Source organism: Kribbella sp. CCNWLW201, from assembly GCF_037203805.1.
Lineage (GTDB): Bacteria > Actinomycetota > Actinomycetes > Propionibacteriales > Kribbellaceae > Kribbella.
The window spans coordinates 116,834-135,534 of the sequence record NZ_JBBCBQ010000004.1 but is presented as its reverse complement, the minus strand read 5'-3'; the positions used below and the strand labels follow the sequence as shown (position 1 = coordinate 135,534).

Annotated in this window: 22 protein-coding genes; 12 read left to right on the top strand and 10 right to left on the bottom strand. The window is 68.2% G+C overall.

The window, feature by feature from the left end; all coding sequences use genetic code 11:
- Positions 1-53 precede the first annotated feature (53 nt).
- The 4 genes from V9K99_RS19200 (at position 54) to V9K99_RS19185 (ending at position 2,385) form a co-directional block, all read left to right on the top strand.
- Positions 54-1,019 carry an aldo/keto reductase gene (locus V9K99_RS19200; RefSeq protein ID WP_337009279.1) on the top strand — a complete coding sequence of 322 codons (966 nt, stop codon included), beginning with the start codon at positions 54-56 and terminating at the stop codon, positions 1,017-1,019.
- Positions 1,020-1,062: 43 nt separating this feature from the next.
- Entirely contained in the window at positions 1,063-1,218 is a 156-nt protein-coding gene (locus V9K99_RS19195; protein WP_337009277.1) for a hypothetical protein, read from the top strand.
- A 70-nt stretch (positions 1,219-1,288) separates the two neighbouring features.
- A complete protein-coding gene (locus tag V9K99_RS19190; RefSeq protein ID WP_337009275.1) occupies positions 1,289-1,957 on the top strand; it encodes a PadR family transcriptional regulator in 669 nt (222 codons plus the stop codon).
- The gene (locus V9K99_RS19185; protein ID WP_337009273.1) at positions 1,954-2,385 is read left to right on the top strand and encodes a DUF1707 SHOCT-like domain-containing protein; all 432 of its coding nucleotides are present in this window, start codon (positions 1,954-1,956) and stop codon (positions 2,383-2,385) included. The genes V9K99_RS19190 and V9K99_RS19185 overlap by 4 nt, the downstream gene beginning before the upstream one ends.
- On the opposite strand, the gene V9K99_RS19180 is transcribed toward V9K99_RS19185, so the two are convergent.
- Positions 2,330-2,764 (bottom strand): VOC family protein, encoded by a 435-nt coding sequence (locus V9K99_RS19180; RefSeq protein WP_337009271.1) that lies wholly within the window; start codon positions 2,762-2,764, stop codon positions 2,330-2,332. The two genes, V9K99_RS19185 and V9K99_RS19180, sit on opposite strands and share 56 nt — an antisense overlap.
- 111 nt (positions 2,765-2,875) lie before the next feature.
- Here V9K99_RS19180 and V9K99_RS19175 point away from each other — a divergent pair, with 111 nt between their 5' ends.
- Together V9K99_RS19175 and V9K99_RS19170 are read left to right on the top strand one after the other, a co-directional pair.
- Entirely contained in the window at positions 2,876-3,241 is a 366-nt protein-coding gene (locus V9K99_RS19175) for a hypothetical protein (RefSeq protein ID WP_337009269.1), read from the top strand.
- 2 nt (positions 3,242-3,243) lie between these two features.
- On the top strand, positions 3,244-4,071 hold the full coding sequence (locus tag V9K99_RS19170) for a PhzF family phenazine biosynthesis protein (protein WP_337009267.1): 828 nt from the start codon (positions 3,244-3,246) through the stop codon (positions 4,069-4,071).
- On the opposite strand, the gene V9K99_RS19165 is transcribed toward V9K99_RS19170, so the two are convergent.
- Complete coding sequence (locus V9K99_RS19165) at positions 4,055-5,104, bottom strand: lipoate--protein ligase family protein (protein WP_337009265.1); 1,050 nt, start codon at positions 5,102-5,104, stop codon at positions 4,055-4,057. The two genes, V9K99_RS19170 and V9K99_RS19165, sit on opposite strands and share 17 nt — an antisense overlap.
- Before the next feature lie 35 nt (positions 5,105-5,139).
- Entirely contained in the window at positions 5,140-5,412 is a 273-nt protein-coding gene (locus V9K99_RS19160) for a DUF1905 domain-containing protein (RefSeq protein ID WP_337009264.1), read from the bottom strand.
- 60 nt (positions 5,413-5,472) lie between these two features.
- Here V9K99_RS19160 and V9K99_RS19155 point away from each other — a divergent pair, with 60 nt between their 5' ends.
- On the top strand, positions 5,473-6,108 hold the full coding sequence (locus tag V9K99_RS19155; protein ID WP_337009262.1) for a hemerythrin domain-containing protein: 636 nt from the start codon (positions 5,473-5,475) through the stop codon (positions 6,106-6,108).
- Here the strand turns inward: V9K99_RS19155 and V9K99_RS19150 are convergent.
- From V9K99_RS19150 to V9K99_RS19130, 5 genes are all read right to left on the bottom strand, one after another.
- Positions 6,082-7,704, bottom strand: a complete 1,623-nt coding sequence (locus tag V9K99_RS19150) for a CocE/NonD family hydrolase (protein ID WP_337009260.1) — start codon at positions 7,702-7,704, stop codon at positions 6,082-6,084. The genes V9K99_RS19155 and V9K99_RS19150 overlap by 27 nt on opposite strands.
- The gene (locus V9K99_RS19145) at positions 7,701-8,270 is read right to left on the bottom strand and encodes a TetR/AcrR family transcriptional regulator (RefSeq protein WP_337009258.1); all 570 of its coding nucleotides are present in this window, start codon (positions 8,268-8,270) and stop codon (positions 7,701-7,703) included. Before V9K99_RS19145 ends, V9K99_RS19150 begins: the two co-directional genes overlap by 4 nt.
- A gap of 255 nt (positions 8,271-8,525) precedes the next feature.
- Positions 8,526-9,092: an adenylate kinase gene (locus V9K99_RS19140; RefSeq protein ID WP_337009256.1), complete on the bottom strand. Its 567-nt coding sequence runs from the start codon at positions 9,090-9,092 to the stop codon at positions 8,526-8,528.
- 136 nt (positions 9,093-9,228) lie between these two features.
- Positions 9,229-9,606, bottom strand: coding sequence for a VOC family protein (locus V9K99_RS19135; RefSeq protein ID WP_337009255.1), 378 nt, complete (start codon positions 9,604-9,606; stop codon positions 9,229-9,231).
- A complete protein-coding gene (locus tag V9K99_RS19130) occupies positions 9,603-9,980 on the bottom strand; it encodes a YciI family protein (protein ID WP_337009253.1) in 378 nt (125 codons plus the stop codon). The genes V9K99_RS19135 and V9K99_RS19130 overlap by 4 nt, the downstream gene beginning before the upstream one ends.
- Before the next feature lie 375 nt (positions 9,981-10,355).
- Here V9K99_RS19130 and V9K99_RS19125 point away from each other — a divergent pair, with 375 nt between their 5' ends.
- The 4 genes from V9K99_RS19125 (at position 10,356) to V9K99_RS19110 (ending at position 15,048) form a co-directional block, all read left to right on the top strand.
- On the top strand, positions 10,356-11,138 hold the full coding sequence (locus tag V9K99_RS19125; RefSeq protein ID WP_337009251.1) for a hypothetical protein: 783 nt from the start codon (positions 10,356-10,358) through the stop codon (positions 11,136-11,138).
- Between the two features lie 65 nt (positions 11,139-11,203).
- On the top strand, positions 11,204-11,980 hold the full coding sequence (locus tag V9K99_RS19120) for an SDR family oxidoreductase (protein ID WP_337009332.1): 777 nt from the start codon (positions 11,204-11,206) through the stop codon (positions 11,978-11,980).
- Between the two features lie 10 nt (positions 11,981-11,990).
- Complete coding sequence (locus V9K99_RS19115; RefSeq protein WP_337009249.1) at positions 11,991-14,672, top strand: ATP-binding protein; 2,682 nt, start codon at positions 11,991-11,993, stop codon at positions 14,670-14,672.
- Between the two features lie 85 nt (positions 14,673-14,757).
- On the top strand, positions 14,758-15,048 hold the full coding sequence (locus V9K99_RS19110; RefSeq protein WP_337009247.1) for a hypothetical protein: 291 nt from the start codon (positions 14,758-14,760) through the stop codon (positions 15,046-15,048).
- Here V9K99_RS19110 and V9K99_RS19105 read toward each other — a convergent pair.
- Both V9K99_RS19105 and V9K99_RS19100 read right to left on the bottom strand, forming a co-directional pair.
- The gene (locus V9K99_RS19105; RefSeq protein ID WP_337009245.1) at positions 15,027-15,950 is read right to left on the bottom strand and encodes a DUF3800 domain-containing protein; all 924 of its coding nucleotides are present in this window, start codon (positions 15,948-15,950) and stop codon (positions 15,027-15,029) included. The genes V9K99_RS19110 and V9K99_RS19105 overlap by 22 nt on opposite strands.
- A 159-nt stretch (positions 15,951-16,109) precedes the next feature.
- Complete coding sequence (locus V9K99_RS19100) at positions 16,110-16,958, bottom strand: SAM-dependent methyltransferase (protein WP_337009243.1); 849 nt, start codon at positions 16,956-16,958, stop codon at positions 16,110-16,112.
- A 290-nt stretch (positions 16,959-17,248) separates the two neighbouring features.
- On the opposite strand from V9K99_RS19100, the gene V9K99_RS19095 reads away from it, so the two are divergent.
- Entirely contained in the window at positions 17,249-18,667 is a 1,419-nt protein-coding gene (locus V9K99_RS19095) for a polysaccharide lyase 6 family protein (protein ID WP_337009241.1), read from the top strand.
- The last annotated feature ends 34 nt before the right edge of the window (positions 18,668-18,701 follow it).

Sequence of the window (18,701 nt, the reverse complement as noted above, 5' to 3'; positions counted from 1 at the left end):
AGGTGTACTGACAGTGCCTGCCTGAGGTTCGGGATGTGCCCTAGCGTCGGAGCATGGAGTATCTGAAGCTGGGGCGATCAGGACTGACGATCAGCCGGATCGCGTTGGGCTGTATGAGTTTCGGCGATCGCAACGCGTTCCATCAGTGGACGCTGGACGAGGAGAGTTCGCAGCCGTACTTCCGGCAGGCGGTCGAGCTCGGGATCACCTTCTGGGACACGGCGAACACGTACGGCGGTGGCACGTCGGAGGAGTTCGTCGGCCGGGCGATCAAACGGTACAGCCGGCGCGAGGACGTCGTACTGGCGACCAAGGTCTGGGGCAAGATGCACGACGGTCCCGGCGGTTCCGGCCTGTCACGCAAGGCGATTCTCGAACAGCTGGACGCGTCGCTGACCAGGCTCGGGACCGAGTACGTCGACCTGTACCAGATCCACCGGTTCGATCCGGAGACGCCGGTCGAGGAGACGATGGAGGCACTGCACGACGCGGTGCGGGCCGGCAAGGTCCGGTATCTCGGGGCATCGTCGATGTGGGCATGGCAGTTCGCCAAGATGCAGCACGCGGCCGACCTCGGCGGGTGGACACGGTTCGTGTCCATGCAGAACCAGTACAACGTGATCCGGCGCGACGACGAGAACGAGTTGCTGGCGCTCTGCGGCGATCAAGGCGTCGGTTCCATCCCCTACTCACCACTCGCCAAGGGCCGGCTCGGCAAGCCGTGGGGCCGGCAGACGCTGCGCGCGGAAACCGACCAGGTTGCCCAGGCCCTCGAACGGGACACCGACCGCGCACTGGTCGATGCCGTCGAAGCGGTCGCCGCCGATCGCGGTGTGCCGATGGCGCAGATCGCACTGGCCTGGTTGCTGACCAGACCGATCGTGTCCGCTCCGATCGTCGGCGCCACCAAGCCGCACCACCTCACCGACGCCGCCGCGGCGCTCGATCTGAAACTCACCGACGATGAGATCCGGCGGCTGGAGGAGCCGTACGTCGCCCAGCCGCGTAACTGGTACTGACAGGGCACCCCAGCCCTGCAAAGGCCGGGCTAGCCTCGAAAGCATGGACAACCGCAGCGAGATCCGTGCGTTTCTGGCCAGCCGGCGGGCGAAGATCAGCCCGCAGCAGGCCGGATTCGCCGGACTGCACACGGGTCACCGCCGGGTCCCGGGTCTGCGCCGCGAGGAGGTCGCGCTACTGGCCGGCGCGTCGAACTGAGCCTTGGGTTGCGATGGTTCGCGATATATCGTCGACGTATCGCATTCTCACCTGAGGGACGGTGGTCGGGATGACCGGATCGACGTACGCCGCGGGGTGGCCCTGGCAGCACATCGCACGGCACTGTTCAGCTTTCGACGACATCAAGGACGAGTTGCGCGCCGCGATGACCGGCCGGCGCACCCATCACGGGCACCACCCGTTCGGGGCGCAGTGGGGAATGTTCGGCGGGCAGATGTTCGGGCCGCCGTGGGGGCCGCCGCCGCGCTGGCGCGGACCCAAGGCCCGGCGCGGTGACGTCCGCGCGGCCATCCTCGCCGTGCTGGCCGAGCAGCCGATGAACGGCTACCAGATCATCCAGGAGATCGCCGAGCGCAGTGGCGGCGTGTGGAAACCGAGCCCGGGCTCGATCTACCCGACCCTGCAGCAACTCGAGGACGAGGGCCTGGTCACCGCCGACGCCGAGGTCGGCCGCCGTACCTTCACGCTGACCGACGAGGGACGCACGTACGTCGCCGAGCACGCCGACGAGGTGTCGGCCCCGTGGGAGGCGATGAGCGCACCGGCCGAGGAGGACGAGAACGGGCTGAAACCGCTGCTCGGCCAAGTGGCGACGGCTATGTGGCAGATCCTCGCGACCGGTACGCCGGAGCAGCAAGCGCGGGCCAAGGACGCGGTGGCGGACCTGCGGCGCAAGCTGTACGGCATCCTCGCCGACGACGAGCAGGACCGGTCATGAGCTCGTACCTACCCGAGCGCCACGGACCGGTGCGGATCGGCGATGCCGAACGCGATCAGGCCGTGGCCGTGCTCTCCGACCACTTCGTCGCGGGCCGGCTGACGCAGGAGGAGTTCGAGGAGCGCAGCGAGCACGCGACGCGGGCCCGGTACGCCGACGATCTCACCCTGCTGTTCGACGACCTCCCGGACCCGGCCGAGCTGCAACTCGCCCAGGGGCCGTGGTCGCCGCAGCCGGTCCGGCCCCGGCGACGCCAAGGTCCGCCGCCGCCGTTCATGATGCTGGCGCCGATCCTGATGATCGGCCTGGTGATCACCGCGGTCACGTTGACCGCGCCGTGGCTGCTGTGGGGTCTGTTCTGGATCGCCTTGTTCAGCGGGGCTCATCGCCAGCGCTGGCAGCACCAGAACCATCACCACCGCCGCTGACCCGCCCCCGTTTCCGAGGGATCTCCTGAGCGAACTCGACAACGAACCCATCCGGATCGGCGATGTGCACCGTCCGATGTCCCCACGGACGGTCCGCCGGACCGCTGAGCACCGGCACGCCTTGAGCCGCGAGGCGATCGGCGCATGCGTCCACATCCTCGACGATCAGCACGATCTCGGCGGCAGGGCCGGGTGTCACCGCCTGCCCGGTCAACCACTCCGCCCGCCGCCGCTCGTACAACGCGAACCGCGTCCCGTCCGTCCCGAACTCCGCATACCCCGCATCGGTGAACTTGTACGGCAACCCGATCACGTCCCGATAGAACGCGACGGACGCATCGAGATCCTCGACGTACAAGATCACATAGCCAAGCTCCACGACTCAAAACTAGGCCGTGTCTGGTAATCCCGCGCAGTAGGCGGGGGATTACCAGACACGGCCTTGTCGGTGGTGTGGTCTAGCCTCGGCAGTGAGGGAGAGGGGACGGGGATGTACGAGGGCGTGTTGATTCTGGAGAGTCTCCGGGTCGGGACCGAGTTGTCCCAGATTCCGGTGGTGGTGCGGAAGATCAGCCGGTACGACGTGAGCAGTGCGTCGACCGGTCAGCCTCCGGTGTGGTCGGTGCTGGAGTTCGAGGTGGAGGACTGGCACGCCGAGACGCTGTCGAAGGAGCTGGCGGCAACGATCGACGAGCCCGGCTGGTACGCCGACTTCCACAACGACCGGGAGATCTTCGTGGTGTTCCCGGGGCGCGTGTTCCGGTATCGGCGCGGCGACGCGGTAGCCCGGTCGGAAGCCCAGGCGTTCGGGCGCGAGCTGGGCATCCCGGAGCCCCAACTGGATTGGACCCTGTAGCCATGTCAGAGATGACCGAAGTACTGCGTTACGCCGCCTTCACCACCGATCCGGCGGGCGGGAACCCGGCCGGCGTCGTCCTCGACGCGAGCAGTCTGGACGACGAGGCGATGCAGGCGATCGCGGCCGACGTCGGGTACTCCGAGACCGCCTTCGTGACCGGCAAGTACCAGGTCAGGTACTTCTCCCCCAAGGCGGAGGTCCCATTCTGCGGCCACGCGACCGTGGCCACCGCAGTCGCGCTGGCGGAGCGGATCGGTCCGGGCGAGCTGGTGTTCTCGACCGCGGCCGGGATCGTGCCGGTCGTGGTGGACGAAGGTTTGCGGGCGACACTGACGAGCGTCGAACCGTACGTCGAAGAGGTCCGCGACGTCAGCGAGGTCCTGGACATCCTCGGCTGGCGCGCCGACCAGCTCGACCCCGCGATGCCGCCAGCCATCGCGTACGCCGGAGCACGTCATCTCGTCCTGAGTACGTCGACCCGGCAACGACTCGCCGACCTGGACTACGACTTCGACCGGCTGCTCGCGTACATGCTCGAGCGCGATCTCACCACCCTGCAGTTGGTCTGGCGGGAGTCGGCGACCACGTTCCACGTTCGCGACCCGTTCCCGGTCGGCGGTGTGGTCGAGGATCCGGCGACTGGTGCCGCGGCGGCCGCGTTCGGCGCCTACCTGCGGTCGCGAGGCATCGTGCAGGCGCCCGTCACGCTCACACTCCACCAGGGTGACGATCTGGGCCGGCCGAGTGAGATCCAGGTCGAGCTACGGACCGACGACAACCGCGTCCGGGTCAGCGGCAACGCCGTACCGATCAAGGAACCCGGGTGAGCCAGTCGTCGGTGCCGAACTTGGTCCGCACCCTGTCTTCGGCCAGGTCCACGGTCGTCCCGTCGATGGTGCCGGGCGTGAGGCCGTAGCGGTTCGCGAACGACGCGACCATCCGGTCGATCACCTCGGCGCGGTCGAGGCCGGTCTGGCTGCGAAGCGGGTCCACGCGCTTGTTGGCGCTCGTGGTGCCCTTGTCGGAGAGCTTCTCGCGGCCGATCCGCAGTACCTCGAGCATCTTCGCGGCGTCCATGTCGTAGGCCATCGTGACGTGATGCAGTACGGCGCCGCCCGCCAACCGCTTCTGCGCGGCGCCGGCGATCTTGCCGGCCGGCGAGGTGATGTCGTTGATCGGCTGGTACGTCGCCGCGATGCCGAGATCGTTGAGCGCCCCGATCACCCAGTCGTCCAGGAACGCGTACGACTCGACGAACGACAGCCCGGACACCAGTGACTCGGGCACGTAGAGCGAGTACGTGATCGTGTTGCCCGGCTCGACGAACATGGCTCCGCCGCCGCTGATCCGTCGTACCACTGTCACGTCGTGCTTCGCCGCGCCGGCCAGGTCGACCTCGTTGCCGAGCGACTGGAAGCTGCCGATGATGACCGCGTTCGACGCCCATTCCCAAAGGCGGAGCGTGGGCGGCCGCTCACCGGAACCGACCTGCTCGGTCAGCACCTCGTCGAGCGCCATCTGCAACGCAGGCTCCCGCGGTACGTCGTGCACGAACTCCCACTCGTGATCGTGCCAACCCGTCGCGCCGGTCAACGCACGCCGTACGGCGACCGCCACCGCTTCCGGCGAGAACCCGAGCATCTCCACGCCATCACCCAGTACTGCGCGAACTCGAGCGGCCACCTGAGCCGCCGGAGTCGCCACCGGCAGCCCGGCCAACGCCCCATTGATCCGCTCGAGCGCATCATCAGGCTCGAGAAAGAAATCCCCGCTGAGCTGAGCCCGCCGTACCGTCTCGTCGACGACCTCCAGGTCCGCGACAACCAGCTTCCCGCCCGGCACTTTGTACTCACCATGCATACCCGAAGACAACTTGCCGCGAGCCACAAATGTTCCTAAGGCTCGAGTGCCACCTGCACCTCGTCGCCGACGGAGGCGCCGGCTGCCTTGAGCGCCGCCTTGCTGACACCGACGCAGAAGCCACCGCCGGCGACGAGCATGGTGCTACCGGTGAAATCGGAGCCGTTGAGCGTGCCATTCACCCGGCGTTGCTTGCGTCCACCCAACTGCGCCACACAGTCCGGCGGTACGTCGACGACCGCGAGGCCGCCGGGCTTGTCCTCGTTCCAGCGCCGCACGGTGCCGGAGAATTCGACGGCTGTGCCCATTTCATCCTCCAGGGCTTGCCTCTGCCGTTTCAAAGGCACTTCAGCCTACACTCCGAAAACATGGCGGAAATGATGAGTATGAACAAGGCGATCCATGCCGCGTTCCGGCGGGATCTGCAGCGATTCATCCAGGCGTTGGGGCGGTTTCCGGCGGGGGATCGGCAGCGGGCCGAGCAGTTGGCGACGGCCTGGGCCAACTTCGACGAACAACTGACGCACCACCACCAGGGTGAGCACGACATCGCCTGGCCGGCACTGGAGTCGGTCGGCGTGAGCCACGATCTGCTCACCGAGATGGACGCCGAGCACGACACGATGGCGGCGGCGCTGACCGCGACCCGGAGTGCGATCGCGACCCTGCAGCGCTCGGCGAGTGCCGAGGACGCGGCGGCCGCGCTGACCGCGATGCAGGAGTTGCAGCGAGTCACGGTGCTGCACCTGGATCACGAGGAGGCCGCGATCGAGCCGGTGTACCTGAAGAACAAGGACTCCGCCGAGATGAAGGCGATGGGCCGGCAGTTCGCCAAGGTCAGCCCGTCGCAGGGCGGCACGTTCTTCGCCTGGGCTCTCGACGGCGCCGGCCCGGAAGAATCCGCGGCCATCACGAGCACTGTGCCCAAGCCGGTCCTGACCGTCATCAGCGGCATCTTCGGTCGCAACTACCGCAAGTCAGTTGCTCCCGTTTGGCGCAGCTGACACCGGAAGAATGACCGCCGACGGGTAGTCGACGCCGTAATGCACGGACTGATCCGCGGCCAGCAAAGTGGTCGCGGTCAGCGGTGACTCACCCGTGCCCGGGTTGCGGGCGAAGCGCGGAAACGCGCCGCTGGACACCTGGACGCGGATGCGATGCCCGGCCCGGAACCGGTACGCCGTCGGCCACAGCGTGACCGTCGCCGGACCGAGCGTGTCGGTATCCGTAAGGCTCGTCAAACCGTCGCAAACGTTGAAGGATCGCCCGTCAGCGTCGACGTCGCACAGTCGCACGAACACGTCGGCGTACGGACGACTGGACTGGAACCAGATCTCCGCGCCGACCTCCCCGACGACCTCCACGTCTTGCTCGAGCGGCGGCGTTGTGAACGTCAGTACGTCGGCCCGTTCCTCGAGTGAAGTGTTGTCGACGCGGCCGCTCCCACCACGGACCATCCGCACCCCACCGACGGCAGGCGTCGGATCGGCCGGGTCATAGCGATAAGTACTGCTTCCCGACGCGCACTCCGCGCTCGACAATCTCCCGTCCGGCTGCAGATGGAAGCGTTGCGGCTCGTATCCGGCCGGCGGCCACGACTCGAAGTCGCGCCAGGCGTCCTCGCCCATCACGAACAGGCGAACCGGTGCCCGCGGCGGCGGTTCGTCCCCGCGGGCATGCGCGAGACCGAAGGAGATTGCCTCCAGCATCATCGACGAGTCCATCGACAGATGCGTCCACGGACCGACGGTGAGCCGCGGATTCCGGCCGGCCTCCTGCAGGATCTTGAAGTCGCGCAGCTGGCCGGGCAGGAAGATGTCGTACCAGCCGCCCATCGAACTCACCGGCACCGTCACCGCGGCGACCCGGTCACGGTGGTCGATACCGTCCCAGTGCGGGTGCTCGGCGTCGTACGCAAGGATGGCCTGGATGTAGTCCGACCGCTCCCCCAGCGCGACGACATCGCCTTGGCCCAGCGGCAGCGTGTCCATCGAGCGACGAGTACGGCGCCCCTCGACGAGCTGCCGCAGCAGTGCTCCCCGGCGCTCCTGCGAGCCGACCAGGACGCCCCACCCGTACGGCGTTTCCAGCGAGAACCCGTCCTTCCGCAGGAACTCCAAGGTCAACGCCGACTCGGTGACCTGCGGAACCATCGCCTTGACCTCGGGCGGCAACTCGTCCGCGATCGCCCACTGCACATACCCGAGATAGCTGGCTCCGGTCAGCACGATCGAGTCGCCGAACCACGGCTGCTTCCGTACCCACTTGATCGTCGCGAGACCGTCGGCGCGCTCGTTCCGCAGCGGATCGAAGTCACCGCCCGACCCGAAGGTGCCGCGGACACTCTGCACGATCACCTGGAAGCCACGCTCGGCCAGCGGTCGCGCCATCATCATGCCGACCAGTCCGGACCGGCCGTACGGGCTGCGCATCAACGCGACCGGCAACCCGTCCCCGCCGACGCGCGGCGCGTAGCGGTTCGCGAGCAGTTCGGCCCCGTCGGCCATCGGCACCCGGAGATTTCGCTGGACGACGACATCGCGGGTGACCGGGGCGTCGAGGTGCAGCGCGCGCTGGATCAGGTGGCTGGTGAGCTTCATCGGGTCTCCGGGTTGATTGCCGTGAGCAACTTCCAGAGCCGCTCGGCGAACGGCTCGACGTCCAGTGGTTCCGGACCGTTGATGATCCAGTCGTTGATGACCGCGGCCCAGCCCCCGGTGACGAAGGTGGTCAGGTCGTCGGCGACGTCGGCCGGTACGTCGCCCATCCGCCGTACCAGCTCGCGATTGAACGGGCTGAACAGCTCGATCAACGCCAGCGTCAGCGGGTAGGCGCTCGGGCCGGTGAACATGGCCCGGTAGAAGCTCCGGTACTGCGCGAAATGGCGGAGCGCGAGCACCATCCGGGAGGCGCTCACCTCGCGGTCGAGGTGGATGTGCGCGGTCAGCTCGCGGCGGGCCAGGTCGAGCGCCGCCTCCAGCAGCAGCGTGTCACGGTCGCCGAACTGCTGGTACACCAGCTGCCGGCTGACATCGGCCGCCTCGGCCAGCTCCGAGACCGGGACGTTGGAGGTCCCCTGCTCGCCGACCAGCTCCACGGCTGCCCGGAACAGGCCTGCGCGCGACCGCCGCACGCGCCGGTCGCCGACCACCTCGTCAACACTCATGCCGACGAGTTTACACTTGTCAAATAACTCACGAGTGACAAGCCTTAGCCCCAAGACGCTGCGGGGCTCGGGGTCAGGCGGTCGGGGTTGCGGTGGGCATGTCGGTGGGCGGGGCTGAGCACCCTGCCGACGGGCTTGTCGTCGTCTTCCACTGTCTTCTCCTTCGTCGGTTCCGATCCCCGTGCGAAGGCATTGACGCTAGAAAGACCCGCTGCGAAAGCCCCTCGACTTTCCTGGCAGTACGGCGTGAACAGCTCAGTCAGTCGGTTTGAGAGTGCAAGCGACCTTGAGGATCTGTTCGCGGACCTCGTCGATGTCGCCGTTGCCGTTGACCTCGCGGACCAGGCCGCGGTCGCCGTACAGGCTGATCAGCGGGACGGTCTGGTCCGCGTACACCTGGAGGCGGCGGCGGATCACGTCCTCGGTGTCGTCCGAGCGGTGCTCGATCTCGGCCCGGCGGAGCAGGCGTCGTACCAGGGCTTCCTGATCGACCTGCAGTACGACGACCGCGTCGACGTCACGGATCCCGTCCAGGACCGCGACCTGGTCGAGGGTGCGTGGGTACCCGTCGAGGAGGAAACCCGGGCGGGTGTCGTCGGCGGCCAGGCGCTCGCGGACCATCGCGTTGGTGACCTCGTCCGGGACGTACTCGCCGGCGTCCAGGTACCGCTGCGCGGTCCGGCCCAGCTCGGTCCCGGCGGCCACTTGGGCCCGGAAGATGTCCCCCGTCGAGATGACGGGGACGCCGAGACGACCGGCGAGCAGCTCGGCATGGGTTCCCTTGCCGGCTCCAGGCGGGCCCATCAGGACGACGGTCGTCACAGTCGGTACTCCTGACTCTCAGTAAGTTCCATCAGAGTAGGAGAACTTCCGCGTCTGCGGTACGGCGTACATCACGTCCGCACGGTGACGAGGACGACTGACTGGCCGGCGAGGGCGCGGTTCCTCGCCGACCAGGTCACTGGTCGAGCGGGTCCCAGGTCGACAGGCAGAACGGATGCCCGGCCGGATCCGCGAAGACCAGGCAGTGGTCGTCGTTCGGCTGATGCGAATATCTGGTCGCTCCGGCCGCGAGCACTCGCGCCTCGGTCGCGGCGAGCTCGTCGACGGTGAAGTCGAGATGCATCTGGATCGGCACCGCCGGATCCGGCCAGGTCGGCGGCACGTAGGCGGGATCGGTCTGGAAGTCGATCCGCCCGCCTGGCCCGGCCACGGTCGCCCAGACCGGATCGACGTACACGATCTTCCCGCCGGTGATCTCCGCGTAGAACCGGGCCAACTCCTCGGCGTCGGGGCAGTTCAGGGTCGGCGAACTGAGCCGGATCGTGTCGGTCATCCCTGCATCGCCGGCCGGAGCTCCACCGTGTCACCGGGACCGGCGAACCGGGCCGCGATCTCCTCGGCCCGCTCGCGGGTGGCGAAGTCGAACAGGAAGAACCCGGCCAACTGCTCCTTCGCCTCGGCGAACGGCCCGTCGGTGCTGACCGGCTTCCCCTCCCGCCACCGGTAGACAGTGGACGAGGCCGGCGCATCGAGGGCCTCGGCGGTCACGAACTCCCCCGATGCCTTGAGCGCAGCGAGCAGTTCATCGAACTCCTTGTACATCTGCTCCCGCTGCTCCGCCGGAACCGCCCGGCCCGCCTCGGTGTAGTCGACGGTCGGGTGCCCCCACGGCTGCGGGTTGGAGTGAATCAGGATCACGTACTTCACGACGGTCCTCCGGTGATGTGAGTCGGTACACAGGAGACGTCGGACCCGACCTCCCCTGCTCGACACTCCTTCGGAGGTGTATCACAATCGGCTGCGCGTTGTGGCGGCGAAGAGGGCGCCACGGTCAGGTCATGGCGCGAATTGCGGCACCGCGAGCAATCGCCGGGAAATCCAGGCATTCGTTTGCTTGTAATTCAGCTTTGATATCGAAACGGGTTCAGCCATTGACCGGACCGAATGTCGGCGCAAACCTGATTCTGACGCGCCCGGCAGGTGGCGCCGGGGCGGTGCGCCGGACTGCACGGCCGATCCGGCTCCGGCCATCCACCCCTCCCACCGGAAGCCAGCTGCCGGGCGCACTCAGGGGGAGGAACCATGCAGAATTTCCAGCCTGCGCAGGACACCGGGAACCGCCCCGACCTGCCCGTGGACGACGGCAAGATCCTGTATCTCAAGTCCTACCTGGTGATGCGGGCCGTCATCGGCTTTATCGGCCTCTTTCTTCCGATCGCACTCCTGGTCGGCGACATCTTGTTCCTGAAAGGAACCACCGAAGCGAGGGGCTCGCTCAGCGCGTACTACCACTCCGGAATGCGCGACGTCTTCGTCGGCAGCTTGTGCGTCACGGCGCTGTTTCTCATCACCTACAAGGTGTTCGAGAAATATCGCGAGAACGTCCTGAGCGTGATCGCCGGGGTCGCCGCACTCGGCGTCGCCTGGCTTCCGACCGGGCGGCCGGCCGGCAGCACCAGTCCGGCGACGCCCCTCCAGGAGCGGCTGGGTGAGGGTCTCGTGACCACGCTGCACTTCATCTGTGCGGCGATCTTCATCCTCTCGCTCGCGGTCATCAGCTACGACTTCGGCAAGCGCGAGGGCGTTCGGAGGTCCCGGCAGAGCACGTTCTCGAGCACGTTCTGGCGGTGGCTCCACTGGTCGTGCGCCCTCGCCATCGTCGCCGCCGTGCTCTTCATGTTGCTCAGCAAGCTCATCGACGGGTTCGGAGGACGCAACGCGATCCTGATCGGGGAGACGGTCGCCGGTCTTGCCTTCGGGCTCTCCTGGCTGACGAAGGGCTTGGAGTTGAGGATCCTTCGTGAGCCAGTGCACATCACCCCCACCGGCCCGGCTCCAAAGGAGGCTGTCACGCCGGCGTCGTGAGGTCCGTCAGAGGGATAGGGCCCGTGAGGTGGGCCCCCCGATGACTGGAGGCTGTTGTGGGCACGATGTTGGTGACTGGTGGGACGGGCACGCTGGGGCGGCAGGTCGTGCCGTTGGTGCAGGCGGCGGGGTGGAAGGTGCGGGTGCTGAGCCGGCACGCGCGGGACCGGGGCGATGGAGTGGAGTACGTCGCGGCGGATCTCCTGCAGGATGAAGGGATCGACGCCGCGGTCGAAGGTGTCGAGGTCGTGATCCATCTGGCTGGTGGGCCGAAGGGTGACGACGTCGGCACCCGGAATCTCGTCCGGGCGGCGGAGCGGGCCGGGGTGAAGCACCTGGTGCACATCTCGGTGACGGCGGTGGATCAGTTGCCGCTGACGTACTTCAAGTCGAAGCTCGGCGCTGAGCAGGCCGTTCGGGAGTCTTCGGTGCCGTGGACGGTACTGCGGGCCGCGCAGTTCCACGACTTCGCGTTGAAGGCTGTGCAGGCGATGGCGAAGTCGCCGGTGTTGCCCGTTCCCGGTGGGCTGCGGTTCCAGCCGGTGGACGCACGGGACGTGGCCGAGCGGCTGGTCGAGCTCGCGCTCGGCGAACCGGCCGGGCTCGTGCCGGACCTGGTCGGTCCGAAGGTCTACAGCCTGGGCGAGCTCGCGCGCGACTACCTCAAGGCGACCGGCAAGCGCCGGCTGTCACTTCCCGTCCGGGTGCCGGGCAAGGCCGGCAAGGTGTACCGGGCCGGCGGCAACCTTACGCTCAGCGGCGCCGACGTTGCCGAGCGCACCTGGGAGGACTTCCTGGCCGAGCACACAGACGGGACTTCCGCCAAGCCTCTCGAGGCGTGATGCTTGGCCCATGGCGATGGTGGGGCGCCGGGGGGAGTTACAGGCCCTGCGCGCCTGGGTGGACGAGGCCCGTGCAGGTCACGGGCGCCTGGTCCTATGCACCGGCGAGCCGGGCATAGGCAAGACCCGGCTGGCCCAGGAAGTCGCCGGCTTCGCCCTCGCGGAAGGAGCCGCCGTTGCCTGGGGCAGATGTATCGAGACCGAGGGCGCCCCCGCCTACTGGCCGTGGCGGCAGGTACTGCGATCGCTCGAAGTGGATGCGGACCAGGTGCTCACCGGAGACGACCGCTTCAGGCTCTTCGAGGAAGTGACCGACCAGGTACGACGGACAGCCGGCGACCGCGGCCTCGTCATCATCCTCGACGACGTCCACCGCGCCGACGAACCGTCCTTGCTCGTACTGCGACACCTCGCCGGGCAACTCGCAGAATTCCGGGTACTGATCCTCGCCACCGCCCGCGACACCACCGGCCTCGGCGAACTCTCCACAGCCGAACGACTCGATCTGCACACTCTCGCCGAGACCGAGGTCGCCGAGCAGTTGTCACCAGCAACTACCGATCCCGAGTTGGCGGCAACGGTCTACGAAGTCACCGGCGGCAACCCGCTGTTCGTCCGCGAACTCGCCCGCGCGATCGCCGACGGCTCCTGGCATCCGAACGACCCACCGCCGCGCTCGGTGCGAGAGATCGTCGGCACCCGGCTCGACCGCGCCTCGGAGGACTGCCGCCGGCTGGTCCAGGCGGCTGCGATCGTCGGCCGCGACTTCCGCCTCCAGACCGTTGCCGCGACGCTGCAACGATCAGTCGACGACTGTCTGCCATTGGTGGACGAGGCAACCAAACTCGGTTTCGTGGACCGGGTCGAGGACTTCCGGTTCGTTCACGCCCTCACCCGCGACGCGGTCGAGGCATCCTTGTCGACCACCGAACGGACCAGGCTCCATCGAGCCGTCGCCGCAGTACTGGAAGACGATCCCGAGGAGCAACTCGCCACGATCGCCAGTCACCATGCGTTCCTCGCGCAGTACGGCGACGGCACGGCGGCTCGGCGCTGGATGGTCCGCGCGGCCGAGGACGCCGTCCGACGACTGGCTTATGAGGAAGGTGTTCGGCTCTATCGGCAGGCACTCACGACCCGGCCGCTCGAGGCGCGGGAGTGTTGCGAGATCTCCATTGCCCTGGGCAAAGCGGCGTACCTGGCCGGCGATCTGCAGGGGTGTTGTGCCGCGGCGGTGGATGCGGCCGCGGCGGCGCAGAGTCCGGAGCAGGCAGCCGAGGCGGCGCTGGTGCTCGAGGCAGTTCCCGATCCGACCATCAACGCGACCGCCGAGCGACTGTGTGAAGAAGCACTTGCCCAGGACATCGATCCCGGACTCCGCGCCCGACTGCTTGCCCTGCGCAGCCACCTCGCCTTCTACGCCGGCGAACAGCCAAGACTGGACGCGCTCAGCTCCGAGGCGCTCGACCTCGCCCGATCCGCCAAGGACGACAAGGCTTTGGCGGACGCACTGCGCGCCCGGCAGGAGGCGTGCCCGGGTCCCGACGGTCGCGCCGAGCGGCTGGAACTCGCGTCCGAGATGCTCCAGCTCGCCAAGCGGACGAACAGCCCGCGGGCCGAGATGTGGGGCGAGATCTGGCGGCTCGACGCCCTGGTCGAAAGCGGCCGCCTGGCCGCCGCAGCCGAGGAACTCCCCCGCCTCCGCGTCGCCGTCGACCGCCTCGGCGGCCCGGTCGCCGCCTGGCATCACGACCGCATCGCCGCCTGTATCGCCCAAGCCCGCGGCCTGTACGCCGAAGCGGCGATCCTCGGACGACGCGGGTTCGACCGGATGCGGCCGATCGAACGAGCTCCGGCCACCGGCGCGTACTTCGCCCTGCAGGTCGCCTTGGCCGGCCATGTCGGGGTCACCGACGAGATGCGGTGGTTCGCCGAGCGCCCGTTCGAACCACCCCCACGGTTCGTCACGCTCTCCCTGCTGTCCCGGGCACACCTTTTGCTCTGTACGAACTCGCCCGAGCAGGCTGCGGCGTCGTACCGGCAGGCTGGTCCGATCGACACCTGGTCGTTGCCCGCGTTCTTCGTGCTGCCGGCGTACGTGTACGCGACCCTGGCCTGCTGCGGCCTCGGCCGGTACGACGACCTCGCCGTACTGCTGAACCGGCTGCAGCCGTTCCGTGGGGAACATGCCGTGGGCAACGGTGTCACGTACATGGGCCCGACCGAGCTGGCGATCGGACGGGCCGCGGCGGCGCTCGGACGCCTGGATGCCGCGGTCAACGATCTGACCACGGCGCTCGAGCAGGCCGAGACCGCCGGAGCCGCCGGATTCGTTGCCGAGACGCAGTATCACCTGGCCTCGACGCTGTTCACGCGCGACCGGTCCGGCGACCGGGACCGGGCCCGGCCGCTCGCGATCGAGGCGGCGCGGCTGGTCGACTCGCTCGGTATGACGGCGTACACCGAGCGGGCCGCGATTCTCGTCGGGCGGTTGAACGGCAACGAGACGCACGGCCTGAGCGCCCGCGAACTGGAGGTCGCCGGGCTGGTGGCCGAAGGGCTGACGAACCGGCAGATCGCCGAGCGGCTGGTGATCTCGGAGCGCACCGCGCAGAACCACGTCCAGCACATCCTGACCAAGCTCGGTTTCACCACCCGCAGCCAGATCGCGGCCTGGTCGAGCCGAAGGTGAGTACCCCGGATGAGTCATCCAGCGGATTCGGGGTGACGGCGCGATCCCTAGCGTGATGAGGGTCAGCACTCATCGAGGAGGAATCATGCAGTGGATCGCAGTCGCCACCCCGCCGTTCGCGGCGATCGAGCAGTTCGACAAGGTCCTGGAGCAGCTGGGCGAGGACCAGGTCGACGGCCTGGAGGCCAGGTACGTCGGCACCACCACCGACGGGCTCCGGGTGGTCACCCTCTGGGAGACCAAGGAGCACGCCGACCGCTTCTTCGCCGACCGGCTCGGCCCGGCGCTCGCCAAGGTCCTCGGCCCCGAACCGGCCGGCCGCCCCGAGATCCTCGGGATCGACGTGGCCGGTAGCTACACCCGCCAGCCGGTCTGATCCAGCATGGTGGGCGGGTCGAGGGAGGGTGGCCCGCCCACCAGGTACGGCTGCAGCAACGGACTCGGGTGCGGGTGCATCCGACGCGCGATACCGGCCAGCAGATCGGCCACTTGGACCCGAGGGTCGCGACGAGAGTCGACCTGGGTCACGGTCAGCAGCGGCGGTGGGGACGGAAACACAGCCTCAGCCAGGTAGGTGCGCAGCCGGGCGATGCGATGCCGGGTCAGCGCACTCTGCTCGTCGTGCACGACCGCCACCGACCGACGACCCGCACTCCAGAACAACGCGGTCTCCGCAAGCGCGGGCACCATCGGTTCGAGCGGAGGCGGTATCGCCGGATCGTCGTCGATCAGCCGCAGCAGCACGTCTTCCACACGCGCCCGTGTCACCTCCCGCAGCGCCGGTACGCCGGCCGGCATCGTCTCGAAGAACCGGTCGATCAGCACATGATCGAGGAGCCGCAACCGCTTCGTCCGCGTCATCGTGACGAACGCGTCCAGGAACTCGGTCCGGCCCTCGGCCCGGTAGATGCCGAGCGCACTCTCGTGATGATCACGAGCCAGGCTGGTCCCCGCGCCGTACGACGGTTCGGCGACGAGCAACTCGATCACCCGGCGGGCGACGTACCAGGTCTTGTCGATGACGTGGACGTGCGCACGCCCGCGCAGAGCGGTCAGGAACCACTCGAGCTCGAGTCGATGCTCGGGCCGGAGCAGCAGGTTGGACTTGTACTCGGTGGACCGGCGGCGACGAGACGATCGCAGTACGGCGACCAGCTCGGCGGCCTCCGGTACGGCGAGATCCACGCCGGCGTGGGTGATCACCGGCGACTCGGGATCCAGGAGGTTGCTCCCGGAGAATCCCGATTCGTCACAGGCGATCTCGACCAGGGTGTGCATAGGTGATGAACTCCAAGGCTTGAAAGCTGCACGCTGAAGGGCCCGTCGGTGACAGGCGTGATCCGGCGAGGTGTCGCGGGGATCAGTGAGCGGCAGCGGCCTTCGGAGACATGTCTCCCATGATCGGCCACAGCGGGCCGGATCCACCAACGATTTGCGTCAGGGCTTGCGCGCGACCGCGACCAGGAGCAGCAAGGCGGTGCCGGAGGGGCCGAGATTCTGCTTCTCGGGTGGCCACCAGGTGGCGAGGTCGACCAGGCCGGGCTCGACCACGTCGAGACCGGTGAGGAGACCCTCTATCTCGTCGGCGGTGCGGAAGCGGACGTCCGGGAAGACGTCCTTCAGTTTGCTCTCGAGCGAGGTGGAGAAGCCGGCCAAGCGGCTGCCGTCGCGCGGGTTCAGCGGATGGGTGATGGCCAGCCAGGACCCGGACGGCACGGCGGCCAGGTAGTCCGCGACGATCCGCCGTACCCGATCGGTATCGGAGATGAGGTGCAGCACCAGCCCGAGGATGATGCCGACCGGCCGGTCCAGGTCGAGCGCGCCGGAGACCACCGGGTGCCGGAAGACGGCGGCCGGATCGGTCAGGTCGGCGTCGGCGAAGTAGGCGTGCTGGTCGTCGGCGAGCAATGCCTGGCCGTGGGAGATCGCGGTCAGGTCGTTGTCGACGTACACCACCCGCGCCCCCGGATCCGACCGCAGGGCGACCTCGTGGAGGTTCTGCGTCGTCGGCAGGCCGGAGCCGAGGTCGAGGAACTGGTCTATCCCGCCCTCGCGGATCATCAAATCGACCGCTTCGGCCAGCCAGCGCCGGTTCTCACTCGCCAGCCGCGGCGCCTCGGGGGCGATCCGCACCAGCGCCTGGTGCAGCAGGCGGTCCGCCTCGAAGTTGTTCTTGCCGCCGAGGAACAGGTCGTAGAGCCGGGCGTCGGACGGGCGGTTGACGTCGACATTGGCGGCGTCCGCGGCCCGGTGGTACGACGTGGACCGGCGCGCGTCGTCCGGCATCGCCCGGGTCCACCTCCGCTTCGCCGTCCGAGGGCTGGCCGCCCGAACCCCTCGGGAGGCTCTCGCAGTCCGAAAAGGTTCCGAAAATCCGAAAAGACCGATTGTCCGGAAGGCTACCGGCAGTGCCACCGGCCGGCGCACCGGGGCTGTGTCGCGGAACCGAACGCTTGCTTGGTCCCATCCGGCGGGAGATCCGGACGAATTCACCGGCAAACGCTTGCCAGACCTTCCGGGGAGCCACAGACTGAGCGCCACATCCGGACCACCGCCCCGATCCCGGAGGAGCACTCATGCATCGCCGTACCTTCCTGACCACTGTCGGCGCCACTCTCGCCGGCACCGCCTTCGTCGTCCCGCCCGCCCGTGCGCAGGCCAGACCCGTCCGCGCGAGAACCCTCGACGAACTCCGCCGAGCGATCGCCGCGGCCCGGCCGGGCGACGAGATCGTGCTCGCCAACGGGACGTACGACGTACCGGACGGCCAGACGATCGCGGTCCAGGGGAAGCGCGGGACCGCGGACGCGCCGATCACCGTGCGGGCCGAGTCGACCGGCGGGGTGACGCTGACCGGGAGTCGCGGGTTCGTGTTCGGCGACTCGTCGTACGTCACGGTGAGCGGGTTCAAGCTCCGGCAGCGGTCGACGTTCGAGGTGCCGACGAGCTGTCATCACATCCGGATCAGCCGGAACGACTTCCAGCTCGCCGATATCGAAGGAATGCACTGGCTGATGATCCGCGGCGACTACTCGACCGTGGAGCGCAACCACTTCCACGGGAAGTCGACCCTCGGGGTCTTCCTCGGGGTTGAAGGACCCGGATCGGACGGGATGGCGCGCGGCGTGCGGATCACCCGGAACCACTTCTCCGACCACACCTTCGCCGGTGACAACGGCGGCGAACCGATCCGGCTCGGGCTGAGCGGCCGGTCGCTGAGCGACGCCGGCGCGGTGGTCGAGTACAACCTGTTCGAGCGGGTCGACGGCGATCCGGAGGCGATCTCGGTCAAGTCTTCCGGCAACACCATCCGGTACAACACGATCCGCGACAGCCTCGGCGGAATCGTCCTGCGGCACGGCAACCGGACCCGGGTCGAAGGCAACTTCATCCTTGCTGGAAGCAACGGGATACGGATCTACGGCAACGATCACCTGATCGTGAACAACTATGTCGAGCAGATCGGCGGCTCGGGCGTCGTACTGGGCAGCGGCAACGTCCAGGACCACAAGCCGGAGGACTCGCCGGAGAGCCGCCGCGGCAACGACGCACCGGACCGGGTGACGATCGCGCTGAACACGGTTCTGTCCTGCGGTACGGCGATCAGCGGCGAATCGCAGCGCACCTTGCCGCCGCGTGATTGCACGATTGCCGACAATCTTCTTGTCGGCGATTCGGGCAAGCAACTGGTCTCGATGCCCTATCTGCAAGGCATCAGTTGGTCCGGCAACATCTGCTGGGGCGCGGCCGCCGACGGCAACATCCCCGGCGGCTTCAGCCGGAAGGACCCGAAGCTCACCACCGGTTCCGACGGTGTCCGCCGCCTCAGCTCCACCAGCCCGGCGATCAACGCGGCCAGCAAGACCTACCCGACCGTGACGCGCGACCTCGACGGTCACCCGCGCACGGGCCGGGCCGACGTCGGCGCCGACGAGTACAGCCCGGCCGCGCCGCTGAACCGCCCGCTCACCCCGGCGGACGTCGGGCCGCGATGAGTTTTCTCCGGCTCGCTCGTCTCAACCTGGGTAC

What these genes read in the sequence shown, in the direction of transcription:
- V9K99_RS19200 (WP_337009279.1), top strand. Translation starts at nt 54, where the DNA reads ATGGAGTATCTGAAGCTGGGGCGATCAGGACTGACGATCAGCCGGATC.
- V9K99_RS19195 (WP_337009277.1), top strand. Translation starts at nt 1,063, where the DNA reads ATGGACAACCGCAGCGAGATCCGTGCGTTTCTGGCCAGCCGGCGGGCG.
- V9K99_RS19190 (WP_337009275.1), top strand. Translation starts at nt 1,289, where the DNA reads ATGACCGGATCGACGTACGCCGCGGGGTGGCCCTGGCAGCACATCGCA.
- V9K99_RS19185 (WP_337009273.1), top strand. Translation starts at nt 1,954, where the DNA reads ATGAGCTCGTACCTACCCGAGCGCCACGGACCGGTGCGGATCGGCGAT.
- V9K99_RS19175 (WP_337009269.1), top strand. Translation starts at nt 2,876, where the DNA reads ATGTACGAGGGCGTGTTGATTCTGGAGAGTCTCCGGGTCGGGACCGAG.
- V9K99_RS19170 (WP_337009267.1), top strand. Translation starts at nt 3,244, where the DNA reads ATGTCAGAGATGACCGAAGTACTGCGTTACGCCGCCTTCACCACCGAT.
- V9K99_RS19165 (WP_337009265.1), bottom strand. Translation starts at nt 5,104, where the DNA reads ATGCATGGTGAGTACAAAGTGCCGGGCGGGAAGCTGGTTGTCGCGGAC.
- V9K99_RS19160 (WP_337009264.1), bottom strand. Translation starts at nt 5,412, where the DNA reads ATGGGCACAGCCGTCGAATTCTCCGGCACCGTGCGGCGCTGGAACGAG.
- V9K99_RS19155 (WP_337009262.1), top strand. Translation starts at nt 5,473, where the DNA reads ATGGCGGAAATGATGAGTATGAACAAGGCGATCCATGCCGCGTTCCGG.
- V9K99_RS19150 (WP_337009260.1), bottom strand. Translation starts at nt 7,704, where the DNA reads ATGAAGCTCACCAGCCACCTGATCCAGCGCGCGCTGCACCTCGACGCC.
- V9K99_RS19145 (WP_337009258.1), bottom strand. Translation starts at nt 8,270, where the DNA reads ATGAGTGTTGACGAGGTGGTCGGCGACCGGCGCGTGCGGCGGTCGCGC.
- V9K99_RS19135 (WP_337009255.1), bottom strand. Translation starts at nt 9,606, where the DNA reads ATGACCGACACGATCCGGCTCAGTTCGCCGACCCTGAACTGCCCCGAC.
- V9K99_RS19125 (WP_337009251.1), top strand. Translation starts at nt 10,356, where the DNA reads ATGCAGAATTTCCAGCCTGCGCAGGACACCGGGAACCGCCCCGACCTG.
- V9K99_RS19120 (WP_337009332.1), top strand. Translation starts at nt 11,204, where the DNA reads ATGTTGGTGACTGGTGGGACGGGCACGCTGGGGCGGCAGGTCGTGCCG.
- V9K99_RS19115 (WP_337009249.1), top strand. Translation starts at nt 11,991, where the DNA reads ATGGCGATGGTGGGGCGCCGGGGGGAGTTACAGGCCCTGCGCGCCTGG.
- V9K99_RS19110 (WP_337009247.1), top strand. Translation starts at nt 14,758, where the DNA reads ATGCAGTGGATCGCAGTCGCCACCCCGCCGTTCGCGGCGATCGAGCAG.
- V9K99_RS19105 (WP_337009245.1), bottom strand. Translation starts at nt 15,950, where the DNA reads ATGCACACCCTGGTCGAGATCGCCTGTGACGAATCGGGATTCTCCGGG.
- V9K99_RS19100 (WP_337009243.1), bottom strand. Translation starts at nt 16,958, where the DNA reads ATGCCGGACGACGCGCGCCGGTCCACGTCGTACCACCGGGCCGCGGAC.
- V9K99_RS19095 (WP_337009241.1), top strand. Translation starts at nt 17,249, where the DNA reads ATGCATCGCCGTACCTTCCTGACCACTGTCGGCGCCACTCTCGCCGGC.